The organism is Martinezella paranaensis (genome assembly GCF_014200235.1).
GTDB lineage: Bacteria > Pseudomonadota > Alphaproteobacteria > Rhizobiales > Rhizobiaceae > Rhizobium > Rhizobium paranaense.
The window spans coordinates 443746-457070 of sequence record NZ_JACHBI010000002.1; the positions used below are offsets into that span (position 1 = coordinate 443746).

The window sequence follows — 13325 nt, forward strand, 5'->3', positions numbered from 1 at the left end:
TGCCGTAACCTCAAAAAATTATAGGGTCGTCGGGCTGAAAGTCGAATGCCTCATGACCTAATCACGGCCCGCCGCCGACGGCAAGAGGTACGTGCCGCAAAAATTGCCCGGGAGCGCGAAACGAAACGTCAGCCGCATGAAAAACGCCCACCGGAACCGGCGGGCGCATCCGTCTGGATCAACAGATCAGAACGGAGAATCGGCGAAGTAGAAGTCCTTGGCATTGTCCTTGGTGACCAAGGTCGCATCCAGGATATAATTGCCGCGAACCGGAACCTGGTCGTAGAAGTTGGCAGCCGTCAGCTCCATGGCCGTGCCGACCATCGCCGGCGGATAGAGCACATCGACCGGGATCAGCTTATCGCCGTCCATGACCTTTTTGACCATGTCCTTCGAGCCCGCGCCGGCGATGACATATTGGATGTCGGTGCGCTTGGCCTGGTCAATCGCCTGCAGCACGCCAACGGCCATATCGTCATCCTGGCACCATACGACGTCGATCTTCGGGAACTTCGTCAGATAGTCTTGCATGACCTTGAAAGCATCGTCGCGGTTCCAGTTGCCGTATTGCCGGTCGAGAACCTTGACGTTGGAGCCGGCGATACCCTTGTCGAAACCATCCTGACGCTGCTGGTCGATCGGGATCGGCAGACCGCGGATAACGACGACCTGAGCATTCGGGGTATGAGCCTTGATATATTCGCCTGCCGTCTGGCCGAGAGCAGGATTGTTGCCGGCAACATAGAGGTCGCGGACGGAATTGTCGTTGTTGCTCGGCGCGCGGTCGACGAGAGCGACGAACTTGCCCTTGTCCTTGACTTCCTTGATCGCATTGACCAGCGGATCAGGATCCGACGGCAGGATCACGAGAGCGTCGATGCCCTGGGTCTCAAGGTCCTGCACCGCATTTGCCTGACTTGCGGCATCGGGCGAGGTCTTGACGATGACATTCAGCCCGGGATGTTCCGCCATCAAGAGTTTGGCGACGCGTTCGGCGTGGAAGACGACGCCGGAGGTCCAGCCATGGTCCGCCGCCGGAATGGAAACACCGATGGTGACCTTCTTGTCCTCCGCATGGACCGTGCCGGCCAGAGCCGCCAGCACGACAGCCAGACCAATGAGTCTTTTACGCATATTTCATCCTCCCAGATAGAAACAGGGCATTGTCATAAAGACCGGGCGCCCCTTAGACCCGGTTATTCGCTATTTGCGAGCAAGCGAGCGCTGAACCAGCATGGCGACGATGATGATCGCGCCCTGGATGGCACTGAGCAGATATTCGCTGATGAAATTGGAAAGCAGCATGATGTTGCCGACCAGCTCGAGGATGAAGGCGCCGCAAATGGTCCCCCATACCCTGCCCGCTCCGCCCTTCAGCGCCGTACCGCCAACGACGACGGCCGTGATCGCCTGCAACTCCCACAAGCTACCCGTCGTTGCCGATGTCGAACCAAGCCGCGGCACGTAGAGAAGCACGGCGATCGACACACACAGGCCCTGGATGACGAAGGCGATGGTACGCACGCGATTGACCGCAACGCCGGAATAACGCGCAACGTCGCGATTGGAGCCGACGGCGATGACATGCCGGCCATAGCGGGTGCGATAAAGGATGAAGGCCGCAACTGCAGTGACCACGAGGATGACCGCGATCGGCACCGGCACGCCGAGCACGGAGCCATAATAGGCAGGCTTGTAAAGCGCCTGCAGATCCGCCGGGCGCAAGGTGATCGCGCCGCCCTGCGATAGCCAGGTCGTCAAGCCGCGATAGACGCCCATCGTGCCCAAAGTGGCGATGAACGGCTCGATCTTGCCCATGGTCGTGATCAGGCCATTGGCGAGGCCGCAGAGGAGACCGGCGACGATCGAGAACAACACGGCTGCAGCCAGCATCAGGGCCGGATCGGCTATGACGCCTGAATTCAGCAGGAGGATCATCAGGCTTGCGACGAAGGCGACCATGGCGCCAACCGACAAATCGAGATCGCCCGCCGAGATAACGAAGGTGGCTCCAACCGCGATGATCGCAATATAGGCGCATCTCGTCGCGACATTGGTGAGATTGGTCATGCCGATGAAGTTGGGGTTGACCAATGCGCCCACGATGAGAAGCAGAACCAAGGCCGCAAACGGCGCAACGGCCCTGAGATCGACATCCCGCCAGGACCGGCCTCGCCGGCCTGTCTTCCCGCTGCTGTCTTCGCCCACGCTCATATCCAAAACCAACCTCCCGTTCCCATCATGGCTGGGAATTCGCCTTGCTCTCTTGCAGCCGGGTTCAGGCCGCCGTCTTTTTCTTCAGGCCCGCCGCATAACGCATGATTTCCTGCTCGGAGATCTCATCCCCTTCAAGCACGCCGACGATCCGGCCTTCGCGCATCACGGCGATCCGCGTGCACAGTCCGATGACCTCGGGCATCTCCGACGAGACCACGATGATCGAATGGCCGTCTCGGGCCAGCGCCGAAATGAAATGGTAGATCTGCTGTTTCGTGCCGACATCGATGCCGCGGGTCGGCTCGTCGATGATGATGATTTGCGGTTCGGTCTCCATGACCTTCGCGAGAAGCAATTTCTGCTGATTGCCGCCGGACATGCGGCCAGCGATGATATTGCCGTCACGAACGCGGATGTCGAAACGGCGGCGTGCCCGCGCCAATGCGCTCGCTTCGCTCGAGGCGCTGAGATAGCCGAACTTGCCGTGCCGATCCAGGGACTGGAGGGTCAGGTTGACAGCCATGCCCGAACTCAGAAGCAGCCCCTTGGACTTGCGGTCCTTGGTCATATAGGCAAGGCCGGCATCGATGGCGGCATGCACATCATGCGGCGGCACGGAGTGGCCGTTGGCGACGACCTCACCGCCAGCACGCGAGCGCAGGCCGACGATCGCCTCCATCAGTTCGGTGCGGCCCGATCCGATCATGCCGGAAAAGCCCAATATTTCGCCCTTGCGCAGCTCGAAGCTCGCATCACGGACATAGCCCGTCGAAAGAGAACTGACGCTGAGCACGACCTTTTCGTCGACATCGGGCTCGTTCTTGGCGGGATAGAGGCTGGAGAGCTCCCGCCCAACCATCAACTGGGCAATCGATTCGCCGTCGAGCAGCGAGGTTTGCGATGTCTTCACCCATTGACCGTCGCGCAGCACCGTGACCCGGTCCGTCAGCTCCATGACCTCGTCGAGCTTGTGGGACACGAACACGAAGCTTGTTCCCTGGTCGCGCAGCTTGCGCACCTGTTTGAACAGGAAGTTGGTTTCCTCCCGCGACAGAACGGCGGTTGGCTCGTCCATGAAGACGATCCTGGCGTCCCGGCTGATCGCCTTGGCGATCTCCACCATCTGCTTGTCGGCGATGGAAAGCGTGCCGATCAGGGCGTTCACGTCGACATGCGATCCCAGGAGATCGAGGACACGCCGCGTTTCGGCGCGCATATATTTGCGGTCGAGCACGCCGAAACGCGTGACTTCACGGCCGAGAAACAGGCTCTCGGTAACGGTCAGATGTTCGGCGAGATTGAATTCCTGGTGGATGATGACAATGCCGAGCACTTCCGCGCCGCCGTTGGGCGGCAGCTTCACCACCTGGCCGTCGAGCAGGATCTCGCCTGAGCTTGGCTGCTCGAAACCGGAGAGAATTTTGACGAGCGTCGACTTGCCGGCGCCATTCTCGCCCATGAGCGCGTGGATCTCGCCGGCCCGAAGATCGAAATTGACGCTGAACAGCACCTGCACGCCGCTGAAGGACTTGGAAATTCGCCTCGCGGACAGCACTACCGCGCCGTCGACGGTCTCCGAACTCATTATTTCCTCCCTGTGGCCCCACACCACTTCCATGTTGTGTAAACCTTTACATAGTTTGTGTAAAGGTTTACATCATTGCATGTTGCACAATTTTACGCGGTCGCCTTTGATCTCCGCGGAAGTCTGTGTAGTGTCCGGTCCGAGACGAGACCCAAGGCAGAGCGCAGTGTCTAATTCCACGCCCGCAACTATCGAAGACGTCGCCCGCATTGCCAATGTTTCGATCGCAACGGTCTCGCGGGCAATCCATATGCCTGAGAAGGTCGCGAACTCGACGCGCCTGAAGGTCAACCAGGCAATCGCGGTCACGGGTTACACCACCAATGCCATGGCGCGCAGCCTGCGGCTTGGTCGGTCGAACATGATCCTCGTGGTCGCACCCGATATCGGTGACCCCAATTTCTCCAATATTCTCATCGGTTTGGAAAATGAGGCACGCTCGCACGGCTATGGCATCCTGATCGGCCACACGCAGAACGATGCTCAACGCGGGCTGGAATATCTGAAATTCCTGAACTCCAACCAGGCCGCTGGTTTGATCCTGTTCACCGGTATCCTGCCCTTCGGACATCAGACGATGACGGCCCGGCTTCCGCCGAGCGTCGGCGTCTTCGAGCCGGTCTTCAATGGGGGCATCCCCTATGTCGGCGTGGACGATATCGCCGGGGCGCGCAAGGCGATCGACCTCCTGATTGCCGAGGGTCATCGGAAAATTGCATTCATCGGCGATTCGCGCACCCGCCTCGCCTATAGCCGGCGGCGGATGGGCTATGACGCTGGGCTCGATGCCGCCGGTATCGGTACCGACCTCCGCATTGTGTTCGAGGGCGACGGCACTATCGAGAGCGGAAGGCTGGCCGTCGAGCAGCTTTTCATGCGTGACACGCTGCCGACAGCCTTCATGTGCGTCAACGATCAGACGGCCATCGGCGTGATGATCGGACTGAAGGCGCGCGGCTACGACATTCCGGGGGATTTCTCGGTGACCGGCTTCGACGATGTGCCGCAAGCCGTTTTCATGTCGCCCTCGCTGACGACGATCCGGCAGCCGCGCACAGCCATCGGCAAGCATGCGATGGCGCTCCTGCTCGAACTCCTGTCGGACGGCCAGCCGGCCGAGACGGAGATCCTGCTACGGCCCGATCTGGTGGTGCGCAACTCGGTCTCGACACCATCGCGCGCCCGGCGATAGGGACACGTCGCCATGCCGATCGGCAGACTCGTCCTCTACGCCCGCGATATGGAAGCGACGATCGGCTTTTACGAAAAACACTTCGGGTTCAGGCCGCTTCGACAGGACGGCGATCGAATTGTCGAGTTGCTGGCACCGGACGGCGGCGCCAATCTGATGATCCATCCCGCGGCAAAGACGCAGAAGATGGGTCAATCATTGGTGAAACTGGTCTTCGACGTCGAGCATGTCGAAGCTTTCCGCACCAAATGCGCCAGCGATGGGCTCGAATTCGGGCCTGTGCATCAGGCTGACGGCTACGTGTTCGCCAATGCCAAGGACCCCTGCGGGAATTCCATATCCATTTCGAGCCGCGCATTCAGGCGGTAGTGTGGGAGGCGGTGGATCACCGCCTCCCACATTTTGACGATCAAACGTAACGATTGACGATGTTTTCCAGGAGTTCCTGCTTGCCGGATTTCGGCTGCGGGTTGATGTCCTTGCTCTCGACCCACTGTGCGATCTGGTCGAGGGAGTATTCGCCGCGGAGCAGCTTCTGTCCTTCAGCGGAATCCCAGCCGGCATAGCGGTCGGCAAGCGGCTGCGACAGGGCCTTGTCCTCGATCATCTTGGCAGCAGCCTTGAGGCCGCGAGCACAGCAATCCATGCCGCCGATATGGCCGATCAACAGGTCTTCCGGATCGAGCGACTGACGGCGCAGCTTGGCGTCGAAGTTGGTGCCGCCGGTCTTGAAGCCACCGCCTGCCAGAACGTGGTAGTAAGCGAGCGACATTTCCGGAACATTGTTCGGGAACTGGTCGGTATCCCAGCCGGACTGATAGTCGTTGCGGTTCATGTCGATGGAGCCGAAGATGCCAAGGGCATTGGCAAGCGCCAGTTCATGCTCGAAGGAATGGCCGGCAAGGATCGCGTGACCCTGCTCGATGTTGACCTTCACTTCGTTTTCCAGGCCGTTCTTCTTCAAGAAGCCGTAGACGGTCGCGACGTCGTAATCATACTGATGCTTGGTCGGTTCCTGCGGCTTCGGCTCGATCAGGATCGTGCCCTTGAAACCGATCTTGTGCTTGTACTCGACCACGAGGTTGAGGAAGCGGCCCAACTGGTCCAGCTCACGCTTCAGGTCTGTGTTGAGCAGGGTTTCGTAGCCTTCGCGGCCGCCCCATAGAACGTAGTTTTCACCACCGAGCTTGTGCGTTGCGTCCATGCAGGTCTTCACGGTCGCGGCCGAGAAAGCGAAGACATCCGGATCCGGATTGGTCGCAGCACCCGACATGAAGCGGCGGTTGGAGAAGAGGTTCGCCGTACCCCAAAGCAGCTTGACGCCCGTTTCGGCCTGCTTCTGTGCGAAGTAGTCAACGATCTCGTTGAGGTTCTTAGTATTCTCGGCGAAATTCTTGCCTTCCGGGCGCACGTCGGCGTCGTGGAAGCAGTAGTAAGGCGCACCCAGCAGGTTGAAGAATTCGAAGGCAACATCGGCCTTCAGCTTGGCCGCTTCCATCGTGTCCTGGAACCATGGGCGGAGGAAAGTCTGGCCACCGAAGGGGTCGCCGCCCGGCCAGGTGAAGGTGTGCCAATAAGCAACGGCAAAACGCAGGTGGTCTTCCATGCGCTTGCCGAGAACCACTTCTTCCTTGTTGTAGTGACGGAAGGCCAGCGGATTGGTGCTCTCGGGGCCTTCGTATTTCACTTTCTTGATGTCACCAAAAAATCCGGTGCTCATGTCCTGTCTCCTTGGGTTTGGGATATTTGCTAGTGTTCTTCATTTGTCGGTAACGCCCCCTCATCCGACCCTTCGGGCCACCTTCTCCCTCGTGGGGAGAAGGTATGGGCGGCTACCGCAAGCTCCGTCGTTCCCTCTCCCTCCGGGGAGAGGGCTAGGGTGAGGGGGTCTCACCTCAAACTATGCTCAGCGCCTTGATCGCCGGATAAAGCGCCCGGTAGCGCTTGTAGGCGTCGGCATAGGCATCCGTCAGCGAAGCGACCGGATCGATCGTGCCGGCGGTTTTCGGCGGTGTGCAGACCTCGACCGGGTCGGCGCCGGTTGCCGCGATCAGGCCGAGACGGGCGGCACCGAAAGCGGCCCCGAAATCGCCGTCGGCCGGCAAATCGACGGGAACGCCGAGCGCGGTCGCGATCGAGGCCAGCCAGTAGCGTGAGCGCGAGCCGCCGCCAATGGCGGTGACGCGGGCGATATCGGTCCCTGCCGAGCGCAGCGCTTCCAGATTGTCACGAATGGCGAAGCTGACGCCTTCGAGCACCGCCTGCGTGAGCACGGCGCGGCTGCTCTCATGGCCGAGACCGATGAAAGCGCCACGGATGGTCGCATCATTATGCGGAGTGCGTTCGCCGGAAAGGTAGGGAAGGAAGGTGACGCCAGACGGTGCCTTCAGCGTATCCCCGACTTCACCGGTGAGTTCGGCGGCCGATTTGCCGGTGACACTCGAATGCCAGTTCAACGCATCCGTCGCCGACAGGATGACGCCCATCTGGTGCCAGGTGTTCGGCAGCGCGTGGCAGAAGGCATGAACGGCGCTTTCCGGCTTCGGCAGGTAAGAGCCGTTGGCGGCAAAGAGCACGCCGGATGTACCGAGCGACACAAAGGCGGCGCCATGGCTGACTGTACCCATGCCGCAGGCCGAAGCCGCGTTATCCCCTGCCCCGCCGGCCAAGACGACGTCGCCGGAAATACCCCAGCTCGAGGCCAGTTCGCCGCGCAGCTTGCCGGCGGCTTCCGTGCCTTCCACCAGCGTCGGCATCTGCTTTTCATCGAGATTGGTCGCGGCGAGCAGCTCGGAAGACCATTTGCGCTTGCCCGTATCCAGCCAGGAGGTACCGGCGGAATCGGACATTTCCGACATATGTTCGCCCGTCAGCCAAAGACGCAGATAGTCCTTCGGCAGCAGCACCCAACGCACCTTGGAAAAAATCTCCGGCTCATGCTTGGCGACCCAGGCAAGCTTCGGTGCGGTGAAGCCGGGGAACACGATGTTGCCGGTCAAGGCGCGGAAGCGCGGATCGGCGTCGAGAGCGGCAGCTTCCTGATAGCTGCGCGTGTCGTTCCAGAGAATGCAGGGACGCAGCACCTTGTCGTCGGCATCGAGCAGCGTCGCGCCGTGCATCTGGCCGGATAGGCCAATACCCCGCACCGCAGCCAATTCCTTCGGATGCGCCGCCTTCAGGCCGGCGACCGCTTCCTCGGTGGCGCGAATCCAGTGCGCCGGCTCCTGTTCCGACCAGCCCGGATGCGGACGCGACACGTCGAGCCCGCCATTGGCCGATCCGATGATCTTCTGGTTGCCGTCGATCAGCATCGCTTTGACGCCGGACGTTCCGAGATCAAGACCCAAATACATCAGATGTAACTCCCTATGCTCTGCCGCAGATTTCGATGGTCAGGGCAGATTGTCCTTCAAGAAAATGTCGAGGCGGATGCGCTCCTGGCCGGCAATCACATCCTGGCCGTCCGCCGTCGCCTTCATGACGCGTATGGCACTGCGCACCTCATGGCCGGCGTCCTGGTTGAGAACGGCATCGATGGTGCCGTCCAGCAACGCGATGCGGGTGTGTTCGGTCAGCTCGTGCACGACGACCGTCAGCTCGCGCCCCTGCCCGGTCTCCTTCAGTGCCCTAAGCAGACCGCGATTACCGGCGCCGAGGCTATAGATGCCGATGATACTGTTGCTGCCGGACAGCGCCTCGGAGACGAGCGTGTTGGCGATTTCCGGATCGTCACGGCCTTCGAGCACCGGCAGCAGGCGCAATTGCGGAAATTCCGCTGCCATGACGGAGGAAAATCCTTCCAGGCGCTCACGATGGTCGCGCACCAGCATGGACCCGGCGAGAACGGTGATGTCGCCCTTGCGCCCGCCGAGAAAACGGCCGAGCAGCCGGGCAGCCGTCCGGCCTGCGGCAATATTGTCGACGCCGGCATAGTGGTGCCGGGTGGAACCGGTGAGATCGGAAACGAGCGTGACGACGGGGATGCCTGACGCTACCAGCCGATCGACGGCGGCGCGCACCTCCGGCGCGTCGGTTGCTACCAGGGCCACGCCGGCGAGCTCCTGCCCCTGCAGCGCGTCAAGCTCGGCTACCAGCGCCGGCGGGTCGAAGGCCGGCACTTCCACGATGCGAATTTCAGTGCGATCGAAGGTCGAACGCGTCATCGCCTGGCGCACTTCGCCATAGAGGCCGTGCATAAAGGAATTGTCGCCGGTCGGCAGGATGAAGACGAGCGGATAGACACGGCCCTTGGCAAGATTGGCAGCTGCCACGTCACGGACATAGCCGATGTCACGGATCGCAGCTTCCACCTTCTCGCGCGTCACGAGACGCACGCCCGGGCGCCGGTTCAGTACACGATCCACAGTCGCAAGGCTAACGCCCGCGGCAGCGGCGATATCGTAAACGGTGGGTCTCATCAGCTCCTCCTGATGAAATCCTTACTGCGAATTCTGATGTACGTAAATCAAAAATTTTCGAAGCCTGAAGTTTCCTGTCGATCAGCACGAAAGGAAAAAGGCTTCTCGATCCGAGAAGCCTTTTAATTACAGATGGATAGTAGAAAAATGGTTAAGCCTAGTGGCCACCGCCGCCCGCGCCTTTCGGGGGCGCATTCGGTTTGCTGAGCATCAACACGCCAACGATCATCGCCAGGAACAATACCGTCAGCATCAGGAAGACGTCGCCGAAAGCCATGATGACCGCCTGTTGCTCCGCCATGTTGACCAACTGCTTTAATGCCGCCTGCGCACCGTCCAGGCCGTTGGCATCAAAATTGGCCGTCATATTGTGGATCTTGTCGATGGCGGCGGGGCTCCCCCAATGCACATGATCGCGCAGATGCATGTAGTGGGTGTCCTGGCGGGTACTAAGCACGGTATTGATGATGGCGAGCCCGACGGCACCGCCGAGGTTGCGGGTCAGGTTGAACAGGCCGGAAGCCCCGCGCATGCGGGCGGGAGGCGTGGTTCCGAGCGCAATGTTGTTGATCGGCACCATGCACAACATCAGCCCGAAGCCACGAAGAATCTGCGGAATGAAGAGCTCCCAGAAATCCCAGTCCGTCGTCAGGCCGGTCATGATCCACGTTCCGGCCGCGAAACTGCAGAAGCCGATGATCATCATGATCCGCAGATCCATCTTGCCGGCAAGAATACCGGCGAGAGGCGCGGTGAAGAACATTGCGAGGCCCGAGACGAACATCGTCTCGCCGATCATCAGCGAATCATATCCGCGAATCCGGCCGAGATAGACGGGATAAATATAGGTCAGACCATAAAGCCCGATGCCCATGACGAAAGAGAACATTGAACCGAACGCGAAGTTCTTGTTGCCGAAGGCCCTCAAATCGACGACGGGAAACTCGACGGTAAAGGCCCGGTAGAAGAAGACGAGCGCGGCAATCGCGGAGGCGATCGCTGCAATCACGATATAGTTGTCGTTGAACCAGTCGTTGGTGTTGCCCTCTTCAAGCACATATTCCAGCGCGCCGAGAAACAGCGCCATGGAAAACAATCCCCACCAGTCGAACTTCTTCATCAACGACAGCTCCGGCTTGTCGAAGTCGATGAAATTCCAGGTGACGAGGGTGACGACGATGCCAGGGCCGATATTGACGAGGAACAGCCAGTGCCAGGAAAATGCGTGGCTGAGATAGCCGCCGACCGTCGGGCCGATGGTCGGGGCAAGCGTTGCGATCAAACCGATGATCGGCGACACGACGTTGCGCTTCGATGGCGGAAAAATGGTGAAGGCAGCCGCGAAAACCGATGGAATCATGCCGCCGCCGATAAAGCCCTGCAGCGCACGATAGACGATCATCTGATCGATGTTGGTCGCCGTGGCGCAAAGGCCGCTGGCGATGGTGAAGCCGGCAGCGGAGATCGCGAAAAGATATCGTGTCGAGATGATGCGAGCCAATGTTCCCGAAAGCGGGATCATGATGACTTCAGCGATCAGATAGGCCGTTTGCACCCAAGGAATTTCATCCGAGCCGGCGCTGAGGCCAGCTTGGATTTCACTGAGAGAGGCGGAAACCACCTGGATGTCCAGGATCGACATGAACATGCCGAGCACCATCGCAAAGAAAGCGATGAGCTTACGGGGGTCCATGTGATCCGCCGCTGGCGCGACGGGACCGGCTGTCGAACCTACGGTCGCTGCTGTCGAGGCCATCGGCGCTCTCCGAATTTAGTTACTCGCCAACCCGACTCGATCGGGCGCAGTGCGGGTATCGACATCGACGACGACACTCAGACCGGCACGCAGACGACCGCTGTCGAGTGCATCCTGCGGCAACGCGATACGAACCGGCACGCGCTGGACCACCTTGGTGAAGTTGCCGGTCGCATTTTCAGGCGGCAGCAGCGAGAAGACCGAACCGGAAGCCGGCGAAATCGACTCTACCGTGCCGACGATCGGATGATCGCTGTAGGCATCGACATGCACGTTGACCTTGGAACCGGCAACCAGATGCTGGATCTGCGTTTCCTTGAAATTGGCGTCGATATAGAGCTGGCGGGTCGGAACGATCGCCATCAGCTTCTGGCCGGGCGAAACGAGATCGCCTTCCTGAACCGAACGGTTGCCGACAACGCCGTCATAAGGAGCCTTCAGCACGGTGAAGGAGAGATCGCGAGCAGCCTTGTCGCGAGCGGCCTCCAGGCCCTTGATCGTGCTTTCGGCCTGACGGCGCTGCGCCTGCAGCAGATTGATATTGGCCTGAGCCGACGCAATGGCGGCATCGCCGCCGACGAGATTGGCCTTGGCCTGATCGAGGGCGATATTGGCGCTGTCCAGCGACGCGGTGGTGCCGACGGACTTCGACTGAAGTTCGGCGGCGCGGGTCTGGGTGATCTGCGCACCGCGTACCGTCGCTTCCAACGCGACCTTCTGGGCCTGCGACTGGGCAAGCGCAGCCTGGCCGGCGGCAATCTGCGCGTCGATGGTGTGCAGCGACAATTGCTCGGTGTCGAGCGAAGCCTGGGCCTGCTCGAGCGCGAGCTTATAGTCGCCGTCGTCGAGCGTGGCGAGCACATCGCCCGCCTTGACCAACTGGTTGGCAACGACGTTCACCTTGGCGACATAGCCCGTCACCTTCGGCTGGATGGTCGCGATGTCACCTTCGATATAGGCGTCGTCGGTCGATACCAGGAAACGGCCGTTCGTCCACCAGTCATAGCCGTACCAGCCGCCGGCGACGAGCGCCACAACGGCAACGATCGGAAGCACCAGGCTGCGCCGCTTCTTCTCGGCCGGCGGTGGGGCCGCCTGAACCGGAGCAGCAGGCGCAGCCTGGGCGGGGGGTGGGCTGTTGGGCTTTTCCGCGGCAGGAGCCTCGGCGGATGCGCCGGTATCCGGAGCCTCCACTTCGACATCATCAACGATGCGCGCTATATTGTTACTATGACTTGATGACATTGCTCTACCACCGGACATCTGGGTAAAATAATCGAACCGAACGGTTCAGTTCAGTTCAGTTCAGTTGACATAGATCGTTTTTCATTCCATATCAAGTCTTATCGAACCACCCGGTTCGATTTAATTAACGAATCTGATTAAGATTCAGGAAAAGTGATCGAGCGAAGGAGACGATGAAGCACGAACCGCAAAATGTCGCCGTCTTGAACGCACCTGCTTCAGGGGGGCGTTGGGCCGCCGGAGAAGACCCCGTCAAACGCCAGCAGATTCTGGATGGTGCTACGCGTGTCTTCATGAAAATGGGGTTCGATGCCGCGAGCATGAACGACGTCACGCGCGAAGCAGGCGTCTCCAAGGGCACGCTCTACGTCTATTTCGCCAATAAGGAAGACTTGTTCTCCGCCATGATCGACAGTGAGCGGGCGCGTTTCGTCGAGACCGTACGCACCGCACTTGCCGATGACATCGATGTGGCAACCAGTCTTTATGAATTCGGCATGGTGTTCGTGACCCATGTCACATCGGACAAGACCATCAGCGCCATGCGCACCGTCATTGGTGTTCGCGAACGCATGCCAACCCTCTGTCAACGCTTCTTCACCGGCCCGGAAAATCTGCGCACCGTTTTGCGCGGCTTTCTCGAACGCCAGGTTGCGGTCGATCGCCTCCGCATCGAGGACTTCGATATGGCCGCCCGCCATTTCCTCGACATGGCCAGCGGCAGCTATTTCAAGCTGAGACTGTTCGGCGACATGGATTTCCCTCCCTCGAAAGATGAGATCGACTATGTCGTGCGCGGCGCCGTTCGCGTCTTCATGGCGGCTTATGGTAACAATCGGAAAGATCAGGCCTGACCGCCTTCCGATAGCCAGCGGATAGCCACCGCAATCCCGCAATCGCGATCAAACCCGG

11 protein-coding genes and 1 pseudogene are annotated in these 13325 nt (G+C 60.2%); 4 read left to right on the forward strand and 8 right to left on the reverse strand.

What is annotated here, in order from left to right; genetic code table 11:
* Positions 1–186: 186 nt before the first annotated feature.
* The 3 genes from GGD50_RS08120 to GGD50_RS08130 form a co-directional block, all read right to left on the reverse strand.
* Positions 187–1134 (reverse strand): substrate-binding domain-containing protein, encoded by a 948-nt coding sequence (locus GGD50_RS08120; RefSeq protein ID WP_107109264.1) that lies wholly within the window; start codon positions 1132–1134, stop codon positions 187–189.
* A gap of 69 nt (positions 1135–1203) precedes the next feature.
* On the reverse strand, positions 1204–2214 hold the full coding sequence (locus GGD50_RS08125; protein ID WP_107109265.1) for an ABC transporter permease: 1011 nt from the start codon (positions 2212–2214) through the stop codon (positions 1204–1206).
* 64 nt (positions 2215–2278) lie between these two features.
* A complete protein-coding gene (locus tag GGD50_RS08130; RefSeq protein WP_107109266.1) occupies positions 2279–3802 on the reverse strand; it encodes a sugar ABC transporter ATP-binding protein in 1524 nt (507 codons plus the stop codon).
* A gap of 166 nt (positions 3803–3968) precedes the next feature.
* Here GGD50_RS08130 and GGD50_RS08135 point away from each other — a divergent pair, with 166 nt between their 5' ends.
* Complete coding sequence (locus tag GGD50_RS08135; RefSeq protein ID WP_107109267.1) at positions 3969–4994, forward strand: LacI family DNA-binding transcriptional regulator; 1026 nt, start codon at positions 3969–3971, stop codon at positions 4992–4994.
* Positions 4995–5006: 12 nt separating this feature from the next.
* A complete protein-coding gene (locus GGD50_RS08140; RefSeq protein WP_107109268.1) occupies positions 5007–5363 on the forward strand; it encodes a VOC family protein in 357 nt (118 codons plus the stop codon).
* A 40-nt stretch (positions 5364–5403) separates the two neighbouring features.
* Here GGD50_RS08140 and xylA read toward each other — a convergent pair whose 3' ends face one another.
* Positions 5404–6714 (reverse strand): xylose isomerase, encoded by a 1311-nt coding sequence (xylA, locus tag GGD50_RS08145; RefSeq protein ID WP_107109269.1) that lies wholly within the window; start codon positions 6712–6714, stop codon positions 5404–5406.
* A gap of 54 nt (positions 6715–6768) precedes the next feature.
* Here xylA and GGD50_RS33480 point away from each other — a divergent pair.
* Positions 6769–6873: pseudogene (locus GGD50_RS33480) on the forward strand (endonuclease domain-containing protein); the annotation flags it as partial.
* Positions 6874–6889: 16 nt separating this feature from the next.
* Here the strand turns inward: GGD50_RS33480 and xylB are convergent.
* The 4 genes from xylB to GGD50_RS08165 all read right to left on the reverse strand — a co-directional run bounded on the left by xylB (position 6890) and on the right by GGD50_RS08165 (position 12413).
* A complete protein-coding gene (gene xylB / locus GGD50_RS08150) occupies positions 6890–8347 on the reverse strand; it encodes a xylulokinase (RefSeq protein ID WP_107109270.1) in 1458 nt (485 codons plus the stop codon).
* A 39-nt stretch (positions 8348–8386) separates the two neighbouring features.
* Positions 8387–9412, reverse strand: coding sequence for a LacI family DNA-binding transcriptional regulator (locus GGD50_RS08155; RefSeq protein WP_107109271.1), 1026 nt, complete (start codon positions 9410–9412; stop codon positions 8387–8389).
* Between the two features lie 157 nt (positions 9413–9569).
* Positions 9570–11168 (reverse strand): DHA2 family efflux MFS transporter permease subunit, encoded by a 1599-nt coding sequence (locus tag GGD50_RS08160; RefSeq protein WP_107109272.1) that lies wholly within the window; start codon positions 11166–11168, stop codon positions 9570–9572.
* A gap of 15 nt (positions 11169–11183) precedes the next feature.
* Complete coding sequence (locus tag GGD50_RS08165; RefSeq protein WP_107109273.1) at positions 11184–12413, reverse strand: HlyD family secretion protein; 1230 nt, start codon at positions 12411–12413, stop codon at positions 11184–11186.
* Between the two features lie 173 nt (positions 12414–12586).
* Here GGD50_RS08165 and GGD50_RS08170 point away from each other — a divergent pair, with 173 nt between their 5' ends.
* Positions 12587–13267 carry a TetR/AcrR family transcriptional regulator gene (locus GGD50_RS08170; protein WP_107109274.1) on the forward strand — a complete coding sequence of 227 codons (681 nt, stop codon included), beginning with the start codon at positions 12587–12589 and terminating at the stop codon, positions 13265–13267.
* Positions 13268–13325: the final 58 nt, after the last annotated feature.